This window comes from Wandonia haliotis, assembly GCF_039523435.1.
GTDB classification, from domain to species: domain Bacteria; phylum Bacteroidota; class Bacteroidia; order Flavobacteriales_D; family Crocinitomicaceae; genus Wandonia; species Wandonia haliotis.
Window position 1 is genome coordinate 764,513 of the sequence record NZ_BAAAFH010000011.1, and the last position, 22,652, is coordinate 787,164.

Here is a 22,652-nt window from a genome sequence, read left to right on the forward strand (position 1 = left end):
AGTAGAATTTATTTATAGAAAAGAGGAATGGTAGTACTGTTCCTCTTTTTTAATTTGTTTCTAAAGATCTGAAGAAGGCATGTAAAGCTTCCCTCTCTTCATCTGAAAGAGTAAAACTTTTGATCTCTTCCGACTGATTCAGGTTTCCACTTCCACCTTTTGCATAATAATCCAGTACCTCATCAATGGTTTGTACTGATCCGTCATGCATATACGGATATGTTTTTGTCACATTGCGTAACGATGGAATCTTGAACTTTCCGAAATCTGTCGAATCTGCAGTTATCCTGTATCTTCCTCCGTCTCTTCCATTCCCGCTACCGTTAGACTTGATCTCAAACGAAGTAAAAAACGGGGCCGGGTGACAGTCCGTACAATGTAACTGTTCATCAAAGATTCTGTATCCCTTCAGTGCCTGCTTATCAAGTTCTTTTCCCAGAAAATAATAATCATCAAACGGGCTGTTCCAGACAATCAATGTACGCTCATAAGCAGCTAAAGCACGTGTTAGCACCCACACATCAAACTCCCTGTCAAAAACTTGCTTTGCCAGCTCATTGTACTCATCAATAGAGTGAAGTTTTTGGACTAATTCACCTATCTTTTCATACCCCATTTCATTCAGATCAGTTATCGGAACAACCGCCTGCATTTCAAGCGTTTTAATTTCTCCTTCAAACATAAAATGAGGTTGATAGGCTACATTGATTAAAGATGGAGCATTTCGTAAGGACTTCCGACCATAAACTCCATTAGAAAGTGGTAGATTATCGGTAAATGCTCTTTCGGGAACATGACAGGTTGCACAAGAAACCGTATTATCAATACTCAGTCTCGGGTCAAAAAACAGTTTTTCTCCCAATTCTGCTTTTTCAATGCTAAAGGGATTATCCTCAGGATGAATAGGCTCCGGATAAGGTGACGAACAGGAAAACAAGGTCACTAAACCAACCTGCAGCAAAAGAAATCTTGTTGCGGAAGAAGTGACTATACTCTCCCCTTTTCTCATTTTTATTCCGGCTTTCTGAAAATGTACAAAATTTCCCCGGGACTCAGGCGATACCGTTCGATCAGTTTTTCATCCAACTCTGTTTTCGGATTGTATTCCTCTACATCAAAACCAACAGCTTTTAACTTTTCAGGATAATCCAATCCATATAAACGAACATGGTCTTTTTGCCAAAAATGTTTCTCGCGCTCTTCAGGAGAAGTAATACTTTTATCCTCATACGTTTCTGAGCGCGTAAGATCCATAGGAACCTGAAATATCCCCCATCCACCGGGCTTCATCACACGAAATAACTCCCCCATACATTGTTTGTCATCTTCTACATGTTCCAGAACATGGTTACAAAAAACAACATCAAACCGATTGTCTTCAAGTGGAATATCATGCAAATCAAAGTGTATATCTGCTATCGGAGAAACCAGGTCTCCCGTAAGGTACTTCAGGTTATTCTGTTTTTTGAAATGCGGTAAAAAGCACTGTTCAGGTGCAATATGCAACATTTCAATCTGCTCAGCCGTGAAAAAATCAGATTTATTGAGCAAATACAACCAAATCAGACGATGTCTTTCCAAAGTCAGATCATAAGGACATAATACATTCTCCCGGTGCGCTACTGCTGATCCGTACGAAAGAAACTTGCGGAAAGACCGTTGACAAACGGGACACTCTACCTTATCTCCTTTGTACAACATCGGAGCTACTTGTTTAAAAACATAACTCATGCGTATCAAAACAGGACGCGGTAACGTATTCAACAGAAATTTGTACAGTTTCTTCATCTCGACATAGTTCCTACTACTGATCCCCGGTCAACCCCCATTAACAAAGGACTGTTCAGTAAATTTCCGTAAAGTTACTTTTCCTGCTCTAAAAATCGATATTTTCGTTCAGTAAATGTTACGTGTGCCCACCGGAAGAATTCTTCAAATATGCTTTTTTCTTCTGCTTTTGTTTCCTCCGGAACTAAAAGCACAGGAGAGTAAGCTCTTTGATTTTAAAGACTCCAGTATACATTACAACCTCTACAAACGTCGTTGGATTATTGATATAGGAACAGGTTTCAATAGTACTCACCTTTCCTATAATCTCAAATATGATGGTCATGGTAAAGTAAATATGATTCCCAACACACCGTTTGTATTTCAGGCCGGGGTTCATTATCTGGGGGTACGTTTGGGGCTGACATTTAAATTACCTGTCAATACACTTAACCCAAAGTTGTATGGTAAGTCCAATTACCTGAATCTCGACCTGGGATTTGCTATCAAACGAATAAATTTTGCTGTAGACATCAATTATTTCAAAGGATTTGCCTACTTAAATCAACAGGCAGCTGATACAGTCGATTTAACAGAGAAACACGGGATTCATCCGGATTATACAACAGCTACCGTAGGACTACATGTTCGCTATTTTTTCAGAAAAGGTTTTCATTACAAGGCTTTTCAGGGAAAAGTAGCTGATTATAAAAGATCTTCACTAAGTCCGTACATTTATGGTTATCTGGGTGGAATTGGGATCAGTAACGAAAAAAACTACCTTCTTTCCGACTTTCAACGCACAGTATCCGAGGATAACTCCAATATGAATCGTTTGGGATCCTTTGAACTGGGAGCTATTCCCGGACTGGCGTATGTCTATAAAAAAGACTGGTTCCAGGGAGGTATTCTTGCCGGATTTGGTCCTTTATTACAGGTTAAATCCTATAAAACCCCTGATAACTCCAGAGGTTTCCTAGGCTTAAGCACACGTACGGATTTGATGTTGGTACTTGGTGTTCAAAAAACCAAATGGTTTCTGAATCTTTCAGGCGAATTCCAGTTCAGACGGATAAATATCAAAAATATTAATTTCCAACAGTATTATTTTGATGTCCGTCTGTCCGGAGGGTATCGCTTTAAGGAAAAAGCAAGGAAGAAAAAGAAATAACCATTATTTTTCCTCTACCGCAGCAACCTGTAACTTCATCTTTTTCTCTTCTTTTTTTATACGCCACTTTACCAGAATGACACTCAGTAAAAAATAAGCGACGATTTGAATAGCCAGTTGTTGTATACTAGGCAACACTTGCTGCAATGTTGCTCCTTCCATCAACAGATGTTTAAACGCATTCAGGAAAGGAGTTAACGGCAAAGCATTGGCCAGCCATTGAATTGGAGTTGCCATTGCAAAAATAGGCCATGTATATCCGCTGATAATAAACCCGGGAGCTGATAACAGCATCAAAACCTGAGTAGCCTTCAAAGCATTCGGTAGCATTGCACTTATCATGACCCCTAAAAAAGTTGCCGAAACGACAAACAAAGCAGACAAAACAATAAAATTAAATGGTCCGGACGGCAAAGGTGCATCGTACAATACATGAAACCCATAGAATATGCCCACCATTGGGATGGATAACACCCACACCGGAGCAACCTTAATCAATACGGTTGCCAACGCAGATTTTGTTTTACTTACGATTCCTTTTCCAAAGGAATTATTCTCTACCTCAAATGCAATACTAACCGCCATTGCCAATAATATCACCTGCTGAAGAACAACAGTAAGCATAGCCGGCCACATAAAAGAGAAATAATTCCCGGTTTCATTAAATACCTTAACATAGTTTTGTTTGAAAGGTTCGTACTTCATCTTAGCTTCCGCACCGGACATTCCTCTTCTCTGTAAAGCCTTGATTTCAGCACCTGCTGCAAAAGTCCCTAACGAAGTCTGAATACTTTTACTCACAAAATTTGCTGTCAATAAGTTGACCGTATTACAATACACCATTACTTCCGGATAACGCGCCTGTAAAATATCAGCCTCAAAACGATCTGGAATAATAACCATCGCCGAAGCATCTAATTTCACCATATCCGCTTGCACATCATTGGATTCCGCAAGTACTTTTTTAATCTCAATCCCTTCATTATCCTCCAGCATTTCCAATATCTGTAAGCTCATCGGGGAATTATCCCGATCCACTACTACCACCGGAAGCTCCGTTGCTTTTCCCGATTTATAAACGGAAGCCAGCATCACTGCATAAATAATCGGGGCGGCAACGAAGACTAATAACAAAGTCGTATTGCTGAAAAACATTTTAAACTCCCGACGTACTAAATACATTAGATTTTTCACCGTATTACTTTTTAAGGATTACAGATGCATTCACCAATAAATCCGTCAAATCTTCTCCCGCATCCGAAGGGACTAATTTCACTTCATAAAAAGCCTCATCTATTTCAAGGTTGGGATAAGGACTGGTCACATCGGCATACCGGGCCAATTGTTTAACATTCTGAACTTTTACACGAACGTCTCTGTTTATATAAGGGATCAACAAAGTAATCTCTTTTCCTTTCGTGTAACCGGCGATTTCTTTTTCCCCGATAGTCATCCGGAAATATGTTGAATTCGGAATATATCCATTGAACAATGCATAACCGGCAGTAGCCAACTCTCCCTCATGCAGAGAGATTGTTTCAATTTGCATGCTGTTAGTTGCAATAATGTATTTCTCTGAGTACGCAATTTCCACTTCCTTTAATACTCCCAATGCCTGTTGTTGCTGACCGTATGCTGCATTACGGGTTTCAAAACGAGTTCCTTTCTCGACTTCGGCCCATTCTGCATTTACCGCATCTAACTGAGCTTTCGCAGCAGTGTATTTGGACTGAACTTCATCAAACTGCTGGGGAGCCATCAATCCTTCGTCAAACATTGCTTTCGAACGGTTAAATGATTTTTCTGCATATACATATTGCTCCCTTACAGCTTCCCGTTTAGCCTTCAATTGTTTTCTCTGATTTTCAGTAGCTCCGTTATTTGCCAACGTACTTTGTGCACTGGCTGCCTGAACAACTCCGGAAGCCTGCTCCAATTTAGCGTCAACTTCAGGAACATCTAACATTGCTAATGTATCACCCGGTTGTACCACATCTCCTTCCTGGACATAGATTTCAAGTATTCTACCAGTTACTTTAGGTGTAAAAGAAATTACCTCTTTTTTTATCTTACCCTGAATCGGTTTTTCCAGTGGAGCTGAACAAGCTGTTACTAAAACGGCTCCGATACTTATTGTAATTACATTTTTTATCTTCATGATTGTTTTATTATTTTAAAGTGGTTACATCTAAAACTCCGGCAGCTTCAAGGTATTGAACAGCAGCTCTTCTCTGCTGGAAAATAGCTTGTGCATACTCCTGTTGTGCCAGTTGTAAATCATTTTCAGCCTCCAGTAACTGAAGTGACTTAATTAATCCGACTTTGAATTCTTTCATAGCTTGTTCCATGGAATTTTCGGCTATTTGCAAAGCTGTTTTCTTCACCTCCAGACGATCTCCGGCTATTTCCAACTCTACTTTTTGTTTTTCGAGTTGAAGCGTTATTTTTTCTGAAACATCATCCCGTTTATTTTGAGCAATTTGTAAATCAATTTGCGCCCGTTTTGTTTCATTGATCCCTTCTCTCCCGTCAAAAAGATCCCACTTAAGTCCAACTCCGGCAATAAATACAGGTGTAGCAGATACAGAAGAAAATGTATGATTCAGTGGTTGTTGCGTTGTCAATGATGGATCTGTAGTTCGCAACCTTCCATTATGGAGCCCAAAATATCCTACAGAGGCAGAAGCACCAATCTTTGGTACCCACCATTTTTTGGCTGCTTTCACTTTATACTCATTAGCCAGTACTGCTGCATTCAGGGCTGTTATTTCCGGTCTGTTTACCGGCTCGTCAACATAAGAAACCGGCATAATAATCAAATCTTCCTCTATTTTTTCCAGCCTGTCGTACTCAATTTTCGTAATTGTATGCAGACTCAATACGACCAAACGTCTTTTTCCTTCATATTCTTTATACTTGGCTGCGAGCTGACTCACCGCAAGTGTTACTTTATTGTATTCATACTGCGTAATCAATCCAAGACTCAATGCTTTTTCTGCTACTTTCAGATTTTCATCCAATCGTTTGCTACTTTGATCCAATGTTGCCTTAACTGATTTCAACATAGCCAACTGATCATACAAAGCAGTCACATTTTGGATGATTGCATTGCGGTCGGTTTCCAACAAAGCGGTTTCTGCTTCAAGTCGTGCTTCGTTTGCTTTCTTTAGATTACTAACCTTTCCCCCTGAAAAAAGCAAAAAGGAGGCTTTCAGATCTGCCTGTGTAATAAAGTTATCCAGCTTATATCGGTTTTCATGTTCGGGAAATGCCATTTGTAACTGTGGTATGGCAAAAGCAGGTGTCGTTAGATTGGAGGCCGCATAGGCATATGATTCCTTTGCATTTAATTCAATACGCGGCATATAAGCATCCTTGATTCGCTCCTGATCCAGTTCAATTCGTCTTAACTCCAGTTGTTTATTCTCGAAAGCATAATCCTGCACCAGGGCACTGTCAATTACCTCCTGTAATGTTGGAGGAGTTTGTGCTGTCACCCGAACCTGCAACGTGCCGACAAGCAATAAACTGACGAGGGTAAATTTGTTATTCTTCATTTTGTTTCATTTTCACAAAACAAAATTACGGAGGGCTATCCCCCTGAAAATTCACCTATGTTAAGAAATAACGGATTAACTATTTTTCACAATTTTCGCACGAACGCGACTTAGACTTTGCGGTTTTACTCCCAAATAAGAAGCTATATGTTGTAAAGGTGCAGAGTGAAACAAAGCTTCCTGGTTGCTGATCAGGTTTAAATAACGTTGTTCAAGAGAATCTGATTGAAATTCTTTTACCCGTTCAACAAGCCGGACATAAGCAAACTCCGCCATTTTTCTGGCTATACGCTCTATTCTAGGATGTTCTTCAAATAAAGCTTCTACTTTGGAAAAACGAAAGGTAATTACTTCTGTCGGCGCGAGTACTTCGAAATAACTCTGACTTGGCACTTTCTTTAACAAAGACTCATAATCCACACAAATATCCCCAACCAGAAAAAAATTATAGGTAAAATCATTTCCATCAATAATCCGGTAAGAACGAATCATCCCCTGCTTGATAAAATGAAAATGATCAATATGTCTGCCGATGAAAGAAACATCTTCTCCCTGACGAAACCGTTCTTCTTTCCCCAGTTTTTGCATGAGGTATATTTCCTCATCACTTAAACCGAATGTGTGCAAAAATTCGTCAAGTTCCATACCCTAATTTACACCTCTGCAGTCAGGATTGCTAATGATTGTAAGAAATTTATTTTTTCTGTATCCGAAGAATCGTCTGACACATCCCTATCCCGTCTACTACCTCTTCTACTTTAAAGCCGGCTTTGTCCACCAGTTTAAGGAACACACGGGAATCATACATCTGACTATTACCATTTGCCACTGCTGTAAAATAGAGTGACGTCTGCTGCAAAGCAAAGGCGGAGGCACCAAATTCCTGCCGATCCCAAAACGGCTCCATAATGTACACATACCCGTCATCAGTTAATGCATCATGACAACGTTTCAGAATGGATACGATTTCATCATCTGAGAAGCAGTCTAAAAACTGACTCATCCAGATTGTATCGTGTCCTTTTGGTAATTGGTTAGAAGGATCCAGCAGGTTTGTTGGGTAATATTCTACCCGATCCTGTAATCCATGGCGTTCAATATTCTTCTTTGCCATTTCAATCTGATTTGGCAAATCCACCATTGTAATTTTTACATCCGGATGGTACTGGGCAAACTTTATGGTAATTTTCCCGGTATTACATCCGATATCCATAATTCGTTTTGGTTCGTACTTGAAAACATGTCGGTAAGCAGCCGGAAAAGCGTCATCCGAATACAAATGATCGAAATTAAACCAGCTTTCCTTCACTTTTTCAGGAAGATGTGCTAATCCTTCATAAACCGTTGCCCATTCTCCAAATACTTTCAAACCTTCCGGTTTTCCATTTCGTACGGAATCTTCCAGATAGTACGCTCCCAGATAGTTTACATCGTGAGTAAAATCCATGTTAACTCTGGTCAACTCATGATTCTGAAGAAGAAACGATACTTTAGAGGCTGTATATTTCCCCTCTTTTTCGTGAACAAGTCCCATTCCAATACCTGCTTCAACCAAAACACGTACACCATATTCTTTTAACCCGGTTTCACGGGCAATATCTTCAAGTGAAATTCCTTTACGTCCGCTTTTTATAATCGCATCCAGAATTCCCAGATTACGCATGGCACGAGCCGCCTGAAAAATAATCGGACCAAAAGAGATCCACTGAGCATATTCAAAAACCTCTGCCGCTGTTTGTTTATCCTTACTGAATGTATTCATGTTTATTTCTTCTTTAGACGCAATACGGTTTGACACATACCGATCTTATCAATTACGTCTACAATTTCAAATCCTGCTTTCTCAACCAGTTTAAAGAATACTTTAGAATCGTACATCTGGCTGTTACCGTTTGCGATAACTGTAAAATAAAGAGAAGTCTGCTGTAAAGCAAAAGCAGAGGCTTCCAATTGCTGACGATCCCAGAAAGGTTCCATAATGTATACATATCCATCCTCTGCAATTGCCTCATGACAACGTTCTAAAATAGATACAATTTCGTCATCCGAAAAACAATCCAGAAACTGACTCATCCAGATAGCATCACGACCTTCCGGTAATTTATTCGCAGGATCTAACAAGTTAGTTGCATGAAATTGTATTCTGTCTGATAATCCATTTTCAGCAATATTCTTTTTCGCCATTTCGATCTGTCCCGGTAAATCCACCATCGTGATTTGAATATCCGGATTATATTTGGCAAACTTCATGGAGATTTTACCTGTATTTCCTCCTATATCCAAAATGCTTTTGGGTTGGTACTTAAAAACATGATCAAATGCTTCCGGAAAAGCATCATCCGAATAAAGGTGATCAAAATTCAACCAGCTCTGCTTCGCTTTATCCGGCATCTGCGACAATCCTTCATATACGGTAGCCCAATCCCCAAAAACTTTCAACCCGGCTGGTTTACCTGTGCGAATGGCGTCTTCCAGATAGTATGTTCCTTCGTAGTTTACATCATGTGTAAAATCCATATTAACGTTTGTCATCGGATCATTTTCGATCAGATATGCCGTCTTTGTAGCAGAATAAAGTCCTTCATTCTCTAACACCAATCCCATTCCCAAACCGGCTTCCAGTAATACACGAACACCATACTCTGAAACTCCTGTTTCTTTAGCAATATCATCCAATGTCTTCCCCTTGCGTCCTCCTTTGATCAGCGCATCAATAATTCCCAAATTTCGCATTGATCTCGCTACCTGAAAAACCACCGGACCAAATGCTATCCACTGTGCATATTCAATTGCTTCTCTCGCTGAACGTTGGTCTTTATTGAATGAATTCATAATTGTATTGCTTTTTTTGAACGACCAAATATAATTATTCTCCTATAAACAAAACCGTTTAGAAATACGGATTTACGTTTCTCCGGACAAATCCGGCAAAATACCTAGTCTTTGATCGGAGTCAACAGGAAAATTGTATATCCGTTGGAAATCTCCACCCTTTCCTTTTGCACTCTTTTTTGTAACTCAACCGGTAATTCTCCGCTATTTCTCGAAACGAAAATGACCGTATGATACGAAGAAAGAATATCCCAATCCATTTTTTCTTTATGTATCTCTTCCATTCCAGAGTTAACGATCCAATCTCCATTCTGTTCCGATAAACAAATGGATGGCCCTCTCATATAATGACTTAATAACCAGTAATCCTGAATAATTACAAGTCGATTATTTTCCGTTTGACCGGAGTAAATTCTACGAACAGTCTCCGCATCCTCCTGTTTCATTTTGATCTCTCCAACCATTTCATGCGTATGTTCCACTTTGTATCTGTAGATTGGAAATAAGGCAAAATCAGCCAGATTCAATACAATCAATACGGATAGAAACAACTTCTTCCAGCGAACCGAGATACACCATTCAAGCATGAAAGGTGTTAAAAGAAAAGCAAATGGAGCAAAGTGGCGCATATCGTACGAAACCGCCCGGTCACTGAGAAACAAGAATGTCATTGCAGCAAAAAACAAACCTGAAAACAAAATAACCTGTTTCCGATCTTCCGAGCCGGAAGTAAAAAACCGTACCAATAGCCATCCCGAAGCAATACATCCCAAAATGGCTAAAAAATTCAAATTCACTCCTACATTTGCAATCACTTTCTGAATCGCCGGAAAAAAACGGGTCATTATACCTACAGGACTTCCTAGTGCATAAAAAAGATCTCCGAATATATCATGCGTCAGATGATTATAGGCTCCAGAACGTATCGTACTACCGGGTGTCTCTCCCTTCGCAAGAAAAAAGATGTAAATTACGACCGTTGCTGTTAGCAGAGGAATGAGATAAAGTGTCCATTTTCTATTTCTTTTATCTCCCTGTAATAACCAAATCAGTATAAAGCTGCCCACTCCAGCCCAACTAATTACCAAAAAAGATGATTTCAGGAAAAAACCAATTAGTATATAAACGAAAAGGAGACACAAATTAAGTAATGAAACAGATTTTCTCAATTTCAAAAGAAAGAGAACAAAATAAGGAAAGAGGGCAAGCAACAATAAATCGCCCCCATAGTACATAATCGTATGCCAATAGAACAATTGGTTCGTAACAATGGTGATGAGACTCCCCCAGACAAGCACTGACGAAAAGTCTAAAATCCGGAATAAGCGATAATATCCAAAGATAGATACTGATAAGGCAACTGTAGTAATAAGCTGCAAAGCTGTATTCATCCCAACCCCTATCTTAATCAGAAGAAAAGGGAAAACCCATTGACCGGGTGTCCACCAGGATAAAAAGTACTGATAATCTCCTCCAACCACAGGATAACTGACACTATTCCAGTTTCCCCCTGCCATGTATTGTTCCATCGCCTCAAATCCCCGGGAAGCATCAGCAAAAACAACCGGACTAAAAAACCAATACTGAACTATTGTTATTACAAATAACAGAAAAAAAAGTGGCTTCAGTAGTCGGTCAAATGTCATATCAATTTTTGGTAACTTTCCACTCTTTGCGAGGGATAAAGAACATCAATAACATTCCTAAAATAAAGAAAAAAGCTACGGATAGAACCGAATAACGAATAGATCCGGTTGCGTACTCCATAAAACCGAAGAAAAAAGTTCCCAATACAATTCCTACTTTTTCCGTTACATCAAAAAACGAAAAGTAAGAAGCGTGATCCTTTGTTTCAGGAAGCATTTTTGAATAGGTCGACCGGGATAAAGCCTGTACCCCTCCCATAACCAGACCTACCGACGCTGCCAGAAAGTAAAATTGGATCTCCGTTGTAATTACAAAAGCCGCTGCGCAAACTCCTATCCAGATAATAATACTTATCATCAGCGTTCGTATATTTCCTATTCGACCGGACAACCAGGACATCAGGTAAGCTCCTATAGCTCCGAGAATCTGAATCAAAAGAATAGCCACGATCAACCCCGAATCCGGCATGTCGTGAATCTCTTTCTTCGCAAATTAAAGTCGCCATCAACATTACCGTTTGTACCCCTGTATTAAAGGCGAAGAAAGAGAGCAGGAATCTTTTCAGACTCTTGGTTTTTCTAAACTCATTAAATACCGCCTTCAACTCTTTGAAACCCTTCCAAATATATCCTTTTTCTTTTGGACGTTTGTACACATTATCCGGTAATACACGGAAAGTAAACTGGCTGAAACCAATCCACCAAAGACCAACAAAAACAAAAGACCACTTGGCCGGAACACCAAAGCCTTTTATGGATACCAAAGCGAGCAACAACAATATCATCGCTCCGAAATACCCCATTGAAAACCCTCTGGCTGAAATCCGATCCTGGTCTTTTGGCTCTGCAATTTCCGGTAAAAAAGCATTATAAAACACAAGACTGTTCCAGAAACCGATAGAAGCAAAAAACACTGAAATAAAGGACCAGTATATATAGTCCGGGTTAAAAAAGAACAGCGTCATACTGGAGATGGATCCCAGGTATGCAAAAAACTTCAAAAACTTCTTCTTTGATCCGGTGTAGTCTGCAATACCACTCAACATGGGGGAAGCAAAAGCAACTACCAGAAAAGACAATGAAAGTACATAAGAGTAGATAGTACTGTTTGAAATATACGACCCGAAAAAATGTACATAGGTATTGTCTGTCCCATTTTCACAGATAGACCCCAGACAATCCCGGGTAACGTTATCGTAAAAAATAGGGAATATTGCTGATGAGATAACAAGATTATAAACAGAGTTTGCCCAATCGTAAAAAACCCATCCTCTTATTATTCGTTTATCTCCTTTTAACATGAAATGATTTTGAACAAAAGTGAAAAAAATATTTGAAACTGATTTAAACTTTAAGCCTTCTGCGCTCATTTTCATCATGAACCGCTGGATTGATTCGACAAATTATTTATGTACGTCGGTAAAGCCTTTCTTTTTTCGGGAAATCGAATATCTTTGTACAAAACAATTCAGTATGGCAAGTAAGAGAGATTTAAAAAAACATTTGAATTACCTGATAATCGATGTTGTGGAAGAAGCATACAATGTACAGCTTTCCAATCCTAAAAAAATAGAAGAGTCAGATAACTTCATTGATTCAGTACTTGAGTTTCACGATACAGTAATCACGCGAATTAACGAAGCAAAAAATAAGGCTGATTTCCGACCTATCCGTGAAGAAATCGAGCAAAAAGCAATGGATTTTTTCCAGGACGTTCAAAACATGTACTAAAAACGAAGGTACATGATGGACTTTTTTAATCAATTCGAACCGTTACTACGCACGTTTTGGTTCATAGCTATTCCTGCATCACTTATCTTTTTGGTACAGACTGTTCTTACCTTTATAGGAAGTGATGCAAGTGACGGGCTGAATGCCGACTTTGACGGTGATATGAGTGCCGACTCAGATGGTCCTTTCCAGCTATTTTCTCTTCGTAACCTTATCAATTTTTTACTCGGGTTTGGTTGGGGAGGAATCTCCTTTTGGAATTCAATCGAAAACAAAACCATTCTTATTCTGGTTGCAGCGGTAATTGGTCTGGTATTCCTGTTTCTCTTTTTCTTTATCATTCGTCAGATACAGAAACTGCAGGAAGACAACTCTTTCCATATTTCCAAGACATTGCACAAAACGGGAACGGTTTATCTCAGAATACCGGAAAATAAAACCGGAGTTGGAAAAGTTCAGGTCAGTGTGAATGGTTCGGTTCACGAATTAAATGCAGTTACCTCTGGGGTAACACTTGAATCCGGATCGGTAATTCGCGTTCTGGAAGTTGTAGATGACAATTTATTATTAGTAGAAAAACTCTAACACTATGGATTCAATTTTCATGTCTCCCATCGCAATAATAGTAGTTTCAGTCATTGTACTGTTCGTTACTATTTCTGCTTTGATATCCCGCTACAAGCGGTGTCCTTCGGATAAAATTCTTGTTGTTTACGGTAGAACCGGAGGAAGTTCAGCCAGATGTATCCACGGAGGTGGTGCTTTTATCTGGCCGGTTATTCAGGATTATGCTTACCTGGATCTGAAACCAATTTCAATCGAAGCTAATCTGACCAATGCATTATCCCGTCAGAATATCCGAGTTGATGTACCTTGTCGTTTTACAATTGCTATTTCGACAGAGCCTGATACAATGGGAAATGCAGCAGAACGTTTGTTAGGACTCACTCCTGACCAAATTCAGGAATTATCAAAAGACATCCTTTTTGGTCAGTTGCGTTTGGTTATCGCTACCATGACGATTGAGGAAATCAACACAGACAGAGATAAGTTTCTGGAGAATATTTCTAAAAACATAGATACCGAATTAAAGAAAATCGGTCTTAAACTAATCAACGTTAACGTAACCGATATCAAAGATGAATCCGGTTATATTGAAGCACTTGGAAAAGAAGCTGCAGCGAAAGCTATTAACGAAGCTAAGATTAGTGTTGCCGAGCAGGAAAAAATCGGGGAAACAGGAAAAGCACTTGCTGACCGTGAAAAAGACGTTCAGATTGCCGAAACCAATCGTGACCGCGATGTTAAGATTGCTATCACACAAAAAGACAGAGAAGTTAGTATTGCTTCTGCAATTAAAGATGAATCGATCGGTAAAGCAGAGGCAGAGCGTGATACGCGTATTAAAACATCTGAAGCAAACGCTTTAGCTGTTCGTGGAGAGAATGAAGCGAAGATTGACATTGCTGCTTCTGATGCAACACGTAGAGAAAGAGAAGCTGAAGCCCTTCGTCAGGCAACAGCTGCTGAAAAAGTGCAACAAGCAAAAGCACTGGAAGAAGCTTATATCGCTGAACAAAAAGCTGAAAATGCCCGTTCGGAACGAGAAAGAGCGACACAGGTTGCCAACGTTATCGTACCGGCTGAAATCTCCAAACAACGGGCTATTATTGATGCCCAGGCAGAAGCAGAACGTATCCGTGAAAACGCAAAAGGGGAAGCAGACGCTATCTTTGCCAAAATGAACGCAGAAGCACAAGGTTTACACGAAATCCTTACTAAACAGGCGGACGGATACAAAGAAGTTGTTGCTGCTGCAGGTGGAGATCCAACCAAAGCATTCCAGTTATTGCTTATCGAAAAACTTCCTGAACTTGTCAAAACACAGGTTGAGGCGGTTAAAAACATCAAAATTGATAAGATTACCGTTTGGGATTCCGGTAATGGACAAAATGACAGTGGGAACTCATCAACGGCAAACTTTGTTTCCGGGATGATGAAAACGGTTCCACCGTTAAATGACTTGTTTAATATGGCGGGGTTAAACCTTCCTACTTATCTGAAAGGTGAAGACAAGGGGCAGAAGAAAGCTACGAATGATGATTCGAAGCCTGAGACTCCGGGAGAATTACCTCCTGCCCCTTCGGAAGAAGAATAGTATACCCTATATTAGTATAGTGAGACAGGGTCCGGGATCGGATCCTGTTTTGTTTTTTTACAGTTAAAACTTCTGTTACCGACTTCCGATTATAATTTTTATCGCCTACATTTGTCACCTGAACGATGAAAAAATTTGCAATAATTGACGTTGAAACCACAGGAGGAAGTCCCGGCTCTTCCAAAATTACGGAAATTGCAATTTTTATCCACGATGGCACCCGTATTATTGATGAATTTGTTTCGCTTGTCAACCCGGAAACTGAAATCCCCAAATTTGTTGTTCACCTGACAGGGATTACGGATCAAATGGTAGCAACAGCCCCCCGTTTTTTCGAGATTGCAAAAAAGATTGTTGAAATTACCGAGGACTGCATATTTGTAGCACATAATGTCGGTTTTGACTACGGAATGATTCGCAGTGAATTCAAGTCACTCGGGTATGACTACAGACGACCTCAACTTTGCACCGTTCGTACATCACGACAACTTCTTCCCGGTCATGAATCCTATAGTTTAGGAAAGCTCGCTCGTTCACTTAATGTTGTTGTTGACGGAAGACACCGTGCAGGAGGCGATGCTATGGCAACGGCTGAAATTTTCACCATGCTCTTCGAAAAATCAGGAAGAAACCTTCAACACTTTATTCAGGATGAAATTAATCCTAGTATTTTGCACCCTAATCTTGATATAGGAGCACTGGATCAGTTACCGGAAAAGACAGGCGTCTATTTTCTCTACGATGAAACCAATTGTCTCATCTACATCGGTAAGAGTAAAAACATCAAAAAACGGGTAGAACAACATTTGCGAAATACATCCGGAAAGAAGGCTGTTGAGATGCGAAATGAAATCTGTCGTATCGAATACGAATTGACAGGAAGCGAACTGATCGCATTACTAAAAGAGTCTAAGCTTATAAAAAAACATACTCCCCGCTTCAACAGGAGACTCCGAACAAGTCGCTTTACACATGGTTTATTTGCTTATGAAGATCAACGAGGTTATATTAATCTGACAATTGACCAGCTAAAAAACAGGATAGAAACTCCGATTACAACCTTTGCAGGTATCACAGAAGCAAAAAATGCTCTACATAAAATCACGAATGATTATGAGCTTTGTCAAAAATTAAACGGTTTGTATCAGTCCTCCGGAAGTTGTTTCAGATACCAGACAAAAGAATGTATGGGAGCTTGTATAGGAGAAGAAGCTGCTGAAGAGTATAACAGACGTGTTGACGCAGCTTTGGATCACCTGTCCTTTACCTCTCCCAGTTTTTTCATTCTCGATAAGGGCAGACAAAGAACGGAAAAATCAATTATTCTAATTGAAAATAACACCTATATCGGCTACGCTTATCTCCACTTTTCAGAATTAAAAAGAACGATTAATTACTGGAAATCGAAAATTGATATTCAGACGGAAGATCGTGACGACCGCTCAATTATTCAGCAATTCTTACGAAAGAATACTGAAAAAATAAAAACCCGAACGTTCGATTAGTTTTTAAAGAATCGTACATCTACTCTTCGGTTGGCTTTCCTGTCATTTTCCGTTTGCTCCGGAAAAATTAGCGGTTCCGTATTACTCATTCCTATCCAGCTCATCCGTTTTGTTTGAATTCCACTGTCTTTGAGCAATAAGTAAACGCGTTTTGCTCTCTTTTTAGAGATCCGTTTATTAGGACCGCAACAAACATGCCCTCTGATAACGATATGTAACGCTTCATTTCTTTTCAGAAAGTCAGACAACGATTTTACTTCACTGTACGAATTTCCATAGAGGACATCTGAATTTTGCACAAATCGAATATCCAAAGCAATTGTTTCCCCTACTCTTTCCTTGGTCAGAGTATCAAAAATAAACACCTCTTTTTTTGATTGGTAATCTGTCTGAAACACCTCTATCGGAGTTTCTACAAATGAACTATCCCCGTCTTTTCTATTTTGCTCTGAACTGTTTATCTGCAACAGTTCAGGCTCGTCGTACTGATAAAAAATTTCCAGTCTTCGCCACATTTGGAGATTTCCCAAAGGATATTTGATAGAATCGTAATTTTTACCATAAATCCCGATTTCTGTATACGACTTGTCAGCCATCTCCCCTAGTTGTCTCCGAATCGCAGTTGCTCTTCTTTCCGATAATTGCCGGTTATAGTCAGCCGGACCTACCGTATCTGAAAAAACACGCAGTTTAATCAGGTAAAAAGGGGTTTCTTTCGCTGTTTGAATAAACCCATCCAATTTTTGTTGCGAATATTCGGTAAGCGTGGTATCATTTGTATTAAAAAAGAACTCCGTTGTTTTTATCTGACCAAAAACAAACGAAAAAGAAAACATCATAAAACCAAGAAGTTGAATAGTCAAAGGTTTCATACTAGCCTTTGTACGTCATATTTACCAAAAAGGTTATGAAATATCAGATTCGGTTGGCATTTCCTTTCGGCTTCTTCCGAATCCATTTGTAACGTTGCTTGCTTTTCTTTTGACGTTTCGATGGGTATAACCGATACAAGAAACTGGCTGAATGTTGCAGATAACTTGCCTGGTGAGCCGGATAAGAAGCTCCCAACGCAAACTTTGCTGAAGTTTCTATCTGTACCCCTATCCGATCCGTAAACCAAAAATTACTCCCCAGATGAATATTTGTCGTTATATGATCAGACGAAGCTGATGAAAACCGCATAGTATACCCCAATCCCAACGCTACATACGGATCAAACCAGGATACTTTTTTATACTTCATGTTGAAGCGGTACTTTACATACCCGTCAAAACTTACAACATGTACGAGAGACGGATTAGTCACTTCATTAACAAATTTACCCTGTTTTAGTTGATTGTACTGCAAAAGTCCCCCAACCCCAATTCCATAGTTGAAGTTTCGTTCTGCACTTAATCGTGTCGGATAAGGAAGCAAATGCCACGTTCTTCCTCCCTTGAACAAATCTCCGAACGGGACGTTGTAATCATCAATTGCCTGAAATCCCAATCCAAAAATCCAAGTGTGTTGAGGTTTTGATCGCCATCGATACTGTTGAGAGAAAGCACTCCAGGAAAACAACAGTAAAAGACTACTGATTACCAAACCCTTATATACTCTTCGTTTTCTTTCTCTCATCATCTACCATCCGGTTAACATCCTCATTTAAAAAAAATTGCGGCTGCGAATTTACAAATAAAATTCTATACTACCGGAAAAAGCCAACAGCTAATTACCTTACAATCAATACGTGGTCCAAAATTCCAAAAAGTCCAATCTTTTCTACCTTTTTAGGTCTGAAAACAATCGTTTATGGTTAAATTTGTCGGGAATCTTAGAATGATGAATTATGGAAAAATTTCTCCGTAAGCTTTTCTCCATGGAATTGATGACAGTTGGACTCATACTATTCCTTGTAGCTATCGCCAGAGCCACCTTTATTGAATCTGCTCACGGCACTCAGGCAGCCAAAGCTGTTATCTACAATGCCAAATGGTTCGAAGTGCTTATGATCTACCTGTCTTTTAGCCTTGTGGCAAACATTTTCCGATACAGGATGTACACAAGGGAGAAAATCGCGATCTTCTTTTTCCATATTTCATTTATCGTTATCATCATAGGAGCCGGACTAACCCGCTATGTCGGATTCGAAGGCATTATGTTAATCCGTGAAGGGGAACGTAGTAACACGATTTATTCCGCAGATGCCTACCTACAGATTATGGCGCATGATAATCAGAAGCAGTATGAGTACAATAAGCCTCTGATTATGGCTGATTTTGCTGATAATTACTTCCTTCATGATTTTGAATTCCCAGGGATTCAGACACCTTTCTCAATCGAATATTTGGATTATATTCCGAATGCTATCAGCTCGATTGAGACTGATCTGGAAAATGGAAAAACAATTCTCGAAATAGTCACTCCGGGTGAAATGGGAATGGACACTAACTATGTTTCGGAAGGAACCGTTTTTCAACAGGAAGGATTGGTATTAGCTTTCGAATACCCACAAGCACCGGCAACCGCTGTACACATTCAAAAAGCACCTACAGGGTTTACAATGACAGCTCCTGCTGACGTAAGCTATATGCTTATGAGTGATCAGTCTTCGGGAGTAATTCCTGCGGATTCTGTCACCGGATTTTATCAGGGGCGTTTGTATACCATGCAGGGAAATAACTTTGTATTCAGAGCTGTACATGAGAAGTCGGTTATGAAAAAAGTTAAATCTCCTGTCAAAGATATGGGTCAGGACGTACTGAAAATAAAACTAAAAGCCGGCAACGAAGAAAAAATCATCGAACTGGATGGAGGACAGGGACGTATCCCGGTACCTACTTTCTTCCAATTTGGCGGGTTGAATTTTAAATTGGCTTATGGAGCTTATCCTGTAAAGACACCTTTTTACCTTGCTTTGAGAGATTTCCAACTCGAGCGCTATCCGGGATCTGATTCGCCCTCGTCTTATGCCAGTGAAATTACAGTAATTGATGAAGAATTAAACAAAGAATTCGATCGCCGGATTTTTATGAATAGTGTAATGGACTACAGAGGATATCGTTTCTTTCAGTCCAGCTACGACCCGGATGAATTGGGTACTCGTTTAAGTGTCAACCAGGATTTCTGGGGAACCAATGTGACGTATTTTGGTTATTTATTAATGACGATCGGTATGATTATGACGCTGTTTGCTCCTGCATCCCGTTTCCGTGAACTCAATCGAAAAATAGCAGGAATTCATCGCAAAAAAGCAGGAATGACCGTATTAGCTTTGGTATTGAGTTTCGGTGCTTTCTCACAAACGCATGATACACTGCACGATGGACACAACCACGAACATCACGATCATGACCATGATCATAGCGGTCATGATCACCAGCATGCGCATGATTCATCAGATACCTTACCTTCCAGTGAAACAAGCATAGCTCCTCATGAAGAAATGAGTGAAGAAGATTTGTTAAAATGGAAAAAATTTGATGAAACTCCGATTTCTGCCGAACATGCAAAGAAACTGGAAAGCCTGATTATACAGGATTACGAAGGGCGCTTCAAACCTTTCCAGACGGTAGCTTTGGAAATACTGCGAAAAATCCACAGAAGTGACACTTACAACGGATTAACTGCTACTCAAGTTTTCATGGATATGCACCTGAATCCCGAATACTGGATGAAACAGCCTATTATTGCTGTAAGTAATGAGGCAATCCGTGAAAAACTAGCCCTTTCGGACAAATACGCAGCTTTCAAAGACTTTTTTGATCCGATAACAGGAGAATATCTTCTCGAGGAAGAAGTAGAAAAGTCTAACAGAAAACCGGCTACCAAGCAATCGGATTATGACAAGCAGATTATCAAGGTTAATGAACGGCTACAGATCCTGAATATCACGGTTATGTACAAATACCTGAGAATTCTCCCTGTCAAAAATGATCCAAATCATACCTGGTATCATCCGATGGATAAATCTGCTCCTTACAGTGATGAAGACTCACTAATGCCGCGTGCTGTAATGACCTATTTTTCGCAGTTAGCGATTGGAAAAACTGAGGGTGATTACTCCGGTGCGGACGAATGGTTGGGACACATTAAAACCTATCAGCAAAAAATTGGTGAGAACGTGATTCCAAGTGAGATGAAAATAAACATGGAGATCAGTTATAACAAATTGGATTTGTTTAAGAAATTGAGTTACGCCTATCTTATCTTAGGATTTTTGCTACTGGTATTATTCTTTGTCAGCATATTTACCAACTCCGACAAATGGATACGGATTCCCAATGTAACCTTAACCACGTTGGTTATAGTTGCTTTTGTTCTTCATGCTGTAGGACTGGGTATGCGTTGGTATATATCCGGACATGCCCCCTGGAGTGACGGATACGAAGCGTTAGTATTCATTGCCTGGGTAACAGTTCTTGCGGGACTTGTTTTTTCCAGAAAATCAAAAGTTACGTTGGGAGGAACCGCTCTTCTAACTTTCTTCATTCTGTTTGTTTCTCACATGAATCAATTGGATCCGGCAATAACCAACCTTGTTCCGGTACTTCAATCGTACTGGCTGATGATCCACGTTGCTATCATTACAGGAAGTTATGGTTTCCTTGGTCTGGGAGCTATTCTTGCGATCATTAATCTGACGTTGTATTTACTCAGAAGTAAAAACAATCGAAAAGAAATAAACTTGCACATCAACGAAATTTCCTATGTAGTTGAATTGACAATAACTGTAGGTTTATTTATGCTCACGATTGGTACTTTCCTCGGAGGTATCTGGGCAAACGAATCCTGGGGACGTTACTGGGGATGGGATCCGAAGGAAACCTGGGCACTTGTTTCAATACTTGTGTATGCAGTCCTTCTTCACCTGCGCTATATTCCGGCACTACAAAGTAAACTCGTGTTTAACTCCGTTGCTATGTGGTCATTCGGCGCGATTCTGTTCACTTTCTTCGGTGTAAACTTCTTCCTGGTAGGGTTACATTCCTATGCTGAAGGAGAAGCGGATACAATGTGGCCTGACTGGGTAATCGGAACCATCATAGGATTTGCTATTTTCAACTTACTTGCCATTGTACGGGCAATTTCTACACAAAAAAAGAAACGATGAAATTATACGATCATACCATAAATACACTTTCGGGAGAACCTCTTGATCTTACTTCTTTCAAAGGAAAGAAAGTATTACTGGTTAATGTCGCTTCCGAATGCGGACTGACACCACAATATGAACAACTCCAGCAAATCTATGAAGAATACGGAGGGGATCATTTTGTCATTATCGGTATACCCAGTAATGATTTTATGGGACAGGAGCCGGGTACTCCTGAACAAATCGCTACGTTTTGCTCCCGTAATTATGGAGTTAGCTTCCCACTAACCGAAAAGGTACATGTAAAAGGTGAAAACCAACATCCTTTGTTTACCTGGCTTTGCCATTCAGGAGAAAAAGGAGAAGAATTGGAAGTTAAATGGAATTTTCATAAATTTCTCATTGATGAAAACGGAGATTTTGTCTGTGATATAGATCCCCGCACTCTTCCGAATGACAAAAAAATTACTGATTGGATTAATTCGTAATGGAAAAAGTAGATATACTGGGAATTGGAGCTCATCCTGATGATGTGGAATTATCAGCAGGTGGTACTATTGCCAAACATGTAAAAGCAGGTAAAAAAGTAGCCATCGTTGACCTGACTCAGGGAGAGCTAGGATCGCGTGGAACCATAGAAACACGCTACAGTGAAGCCCATGATGCCTCCCGGATACTGGGAGTATCTTTTCGGGAAAACCTAAAAATGCAAGATGGCTTTTTCGGTCATTCGAAAGAAGAGTTGCTAAAACTTGTCGTTCAAATCAGAAGATTTCAACCGGAAATAGTCTTGGCAAATGCAATTTCGGACCGTCATCCCGATCATGGAAAAGGGTCTGCTTTTATTTCAGACGCCTGTTTTCTTGCCGGGTTGCGAAAAATAGAAACCGAACTCAACGGAAAATCGCAGCAGCCCTGGCGACCTAAAGCTGTCTATCATTATATTCAGGATCGCTATATTCAACCGGATTTCGCTATCGATGTTACGGAGTTTGTAGAAACAAAATTTGAAGCTATCCGGGCTTACAAGACTCAATTTTATGATCCCGAATCCAATGAGCCTCAAACTCCGATCTCAGGAAAAGAGTTTTTCGACTTTCTGGAAGGTAGAATGCGCCAGTTCGGTAGAGAAATTGGTGTTGAATTTGCCGAGGGGTATACGGTAGAACGAGTTCCGGGGGTTGAGTATTTGGATCATTTGATATAATCTC

General features: G+C 39.9%; 20 protein-coding genes and 1 pseudogene. 8 read left to right on the forward strand and 13 right to left on the reverse strand.

Features of this window, described 5'->3' with window-relative positions; translation table 11 throughout:
• Positions 1 to 49: 49 nt before the first annotated feature.
• Both ABDZ97_RS11790 and ABDZ97_RS11795 read right to left on the reverse strand, forming a co-directional pair.
• On the reverse strand, positions 50 to 1,009 hold the full coding sequence (locus tag ABDZ97_RS11790; RefSeq protein WP_343787853.1) for a cytochrome-c peroxidase: 960 nt from the start codon (positions 1,007 to 1,009) through the stop codon (positions 50 to 52).
• A gap of 2 nt (positions 1,010 to 1,011) precedes the next feature.
• Positions 1,012 to 1,788: a class I SAM-dependent methyltransferase gene (locus ABDZ97_RS11795; RefSeq protein WP_343787855.1), complete on the reverse strand. Its 777-nt coding sequence runs from the start codon at positions 1,786 to 1,788 to the stop codon at positions 1,012 to 1,014.
• A 124-nt stretch (positions 1,789 to 1,912) separates the two neighbouring features.
• Here ABDZ97_RS11795 and ABDZ97_RS11800 point away from each other — a divergent pair, with 124 nt between their 5' ends.
• Positions 1,913 to 2,938, forward strand: a complete 1,026-nt coding sequence (locus ABDZ97_RS11800; RefSeq protein WP_343787857.1) for a hypothetical protein — start codon at positions 1,913 to 1,915, stop codon at positions 2,936 to 2,938.
• Between the two features lie 3 nt (positions 2,939 to 2,941).
• On the opposite strand, the gene ABDZ97_RS11805 is transcribed toward ABDZ97_RS11800, so the two are convergent.
• The 9 genes and pseudogenes from ABDZ97_RS11805 to ABDZ97_RS11845 all read right to left on the reverse strand — a co-directional run.
• The gene (locus ABDZ97_RS11805) at positions 2,942 to 4,132 is read right to left on the reverse strand and encodes an ABC transporter permease (protein ID WP_343787859.1); all 1,191 of its coding nucleotides are present in this window, start codon (positions 4,130 to 4,132) and stop codon (positions 2,942 to 2,944) included.
• A gap of 4 nt (positions 4,133 to 4,136) precedes the next feature.
• Positions 4,137 to 5,096, reverse strand: coding sequence for an HlyD family secretion protein (locus ABDZ97_RS11810; protein ID WP_343787861.1), 960 nt, complete (start codon positions 5,094 to 5,096; stop codon positions 4,137 to 4,139).
• Positions 5,097 to 5,106: 10 nt separating this feature from the next.
• Positions 5,107 to 6,495, reverse strand: a complete 1,389-nt coding sequence (locus ABDZ97_RS11815) for a TolC family protein (protein ID WP_343787863.1) — start codon at positions 6,493 to 6,495, stop codon at positions 5,107 to 5,109.
• 75 nt (positions 6,496 to 6,570) lie between these two features.
• Positions 6,571 to 7,140, reverse strand: coding sequence for a Crp/Fnr family transcriptional regulator (locus ABDZ97_RS11820; RefSeq protein ID WP_343787865.1), 570 nt, complete (start codon positions 7,138 to 7,140; stop codon positions 6,571 to 6,573).
• Positions 7,141 to 7,189: 49 nt separating this feature from the next.
• Positions 7,190 to 8,257 (reverse strand): methyltransferase, encoded by a 1,068-nt coding sequence (locus ABDZ97_RS11825; protein ID WP_343787867.1) that lies wholly within the window; start codon positions 8,255 to 8,257, stop codon positions 7,190 to 7,192.
• Between the two features lie 2 nt (positions 8,258 to 8,259).
• Positions 8,260 to 9,327, reverse strand: coding sequence for a methyltransferase (locus ABDZ97_RS11830; RefSeq protein ID WP_343787869.1), 1,068 nt, complete (start codon positions 9,325 to 9,327; stop codon positions 8,260 to 8,262).
• Between the two features lie 104 nt (positions 9,328 to 9,431).
• A complete protein-coding gene (locus ABDZ97_RS11835) occupies positions 9,432 to 10,973 on the reverse strand; it encodes a hypothetical protein (RefSeq protein ID WP_343787871.1) in 1,542 nt (513 codons plus the stop codon).
• 1 nt (position 10,974) lies between these two features.
• The gene (locus ABDZ97_RS11840) at positions 10,975 to 11,442 is read right to left on the reverse strand and encodes an MFS transporter (protein ID WP_343787873.1); all 468 of its coding nucleotides are present in this window, start codon (positions 11,440 to 11,442) and stop codon (positions 10,975 to 10,977) included.
• Between the two features lie 76 nt (positions 11,443 to 11,518).
• Positions 11,519 to 12,352 (reverse strand): annotated as a pseudogene (locus ABDZ97_RS11845) (MFS transporter); the annotation flags it as partial.
• Positions 12,353 to 12,446: 94 nt separating this feature from the next.
• Between ABDZ97_RS11845 and ABDZ97_RS11850 the strand changes: the two are divergent.
• From ABDZ97_RS11850 to ABDZ97_RS11865, 4 genes are all read left to right on the forward strand, one after another.
• Positions 12,447 to 12,704 carry a hypothetical protein gene (locus ABDZ97_RS11850; protein WP_343787876.1) on the forward strand — a complete coding sequence of 86 codons (258 nt, stop codon included), beginning with the start codon at positions 12,447 to 12,449 and terminating at the stop codon, positions 12,702 to 12,704.
• Between the two features lie 12 nt (positions 12,705 to 12,716).
• Positions 12,717 to 13,289: a serine protease gene (locus ABDZ97_RS11855; protein ID WP_343787878.1), complete on the forward strand. Its 573-nt coding sequence runs from the start codon at positions 12,717 to 12,719 to the stop codon at positions 13,287 to 13,289.
• A 4-nt stretch (positions 13,290 to 13,293) separates the two neighbouring features.
• Positions 13,294 to 14,862: a flotillin family protein gene (locus ABDZ97_RS11860; protein ID WP_343787880.1), complete on the forward strand. Its 1,569-nt coding sequence runs from the start codon at positions 13,294 to 13,296 to the stop codon at positions 14,860 to 14,862.
• 125 nt (positions 14,863 to 14,987) lie between these two features.
• The gene (locus ABDZ97_RS11865; protein ID WP_343787882.1) at positions 14,988 to 16,367 is read left to right on the forward strand and encodes an exonuclease domain-containing protein; all 1,380 of its coding nucleotides are present in this window, start codon (positions 14,988 to 14,990) and stop codon (positions 16,365 to 16,367) included.
• On the opposite strand, the gene ABDZ97_RS11870 is transcribed toward ABDZ97_RS11865, so the two are convergent.
• Both ABDZ97_RS11870 and ABDZ97_RS11875 read right to left on the reverse strand, forming a co-directional pair.
• Entirely contained in the window at positions 16,364 to 17,239 is an 876-nt protein-coding gene (locus ABDZ97_RS11870; RefSeq protein WP_343787884.1) for an OmpA family protein, read from the reverse strand. The genes ABDZ97_RS11865 and ABDZ97_RS11870 overlap by 4 nt on opposite strands.
• Positions 17,240 to 17,282: 43 nt before the next feature.
• Complete coding sequence (locus tag ABDZ97_RS11875) at positions 17,283 to 17,987, reverse strand: hypothetical protein (RefSeq protein WP_343787886.1); 705 nt, start codon at positions 17,985 to 17,987, stop codon at positions 17,283 to 17,285.
• A 208-nt stretch (positions 17,988 to 18,195) separates the two neighbouring features.
• Here ABDZ97_RS11875 and ABDZ97_RS11880 point away from each other — a divergent pair, with 208 nt between their 5' ends.
• Genes ABDZ97_RS11880 through bshB1 form a run of 3 tightly spaced genes read left to right on the forward strand, consistent with a single transcriptional unit; the run spans position 18,196 to position 22,648 of the window.
• A complete protein-coding gene (locus tag ABDZ97_RS11880) occupies positions 18,196 to 21,459 on the forward strand; it encodes a cytochrome c biogenesis protein CcsA (protein WP_343787888.1) in 3,264 nt (1,087 codons plus the stop codon).
• Complete coding sequence (locus ABDZ97_RS11885) at positions 21,456 to 21,929, forward strand: glutathione peroxidase (protein WP_343787890.1); 474 nt, start codon at positions 21,456 to 21,458, stop codon at positions 21,927 to 21,929. The genes ABDZ97_RS11880 and ABDZ97_RS11885 overlap by 4 nt, the downstream gene beginning before the upstream one ends.
• Complete coding sequence (gene bshB1, locus ABDZ97_RS11890) at positions 21,929 to 22,648, forward strand: bacillithiol biosynthesis deacetylase BshB1 (RefSeq protein ID WP_343787892.1); 720 nt, start codon at positions 21,929 to 21,931, stop codon at positions 22,646 to 22,648. The genes ABDZ97_RS11885 and bshB1 overlap by 1 nt, the downstream gene beginning before the upstream one ends.
• Positions 22,649 to 22,652 lie beyond the last annotated feature (4 nt).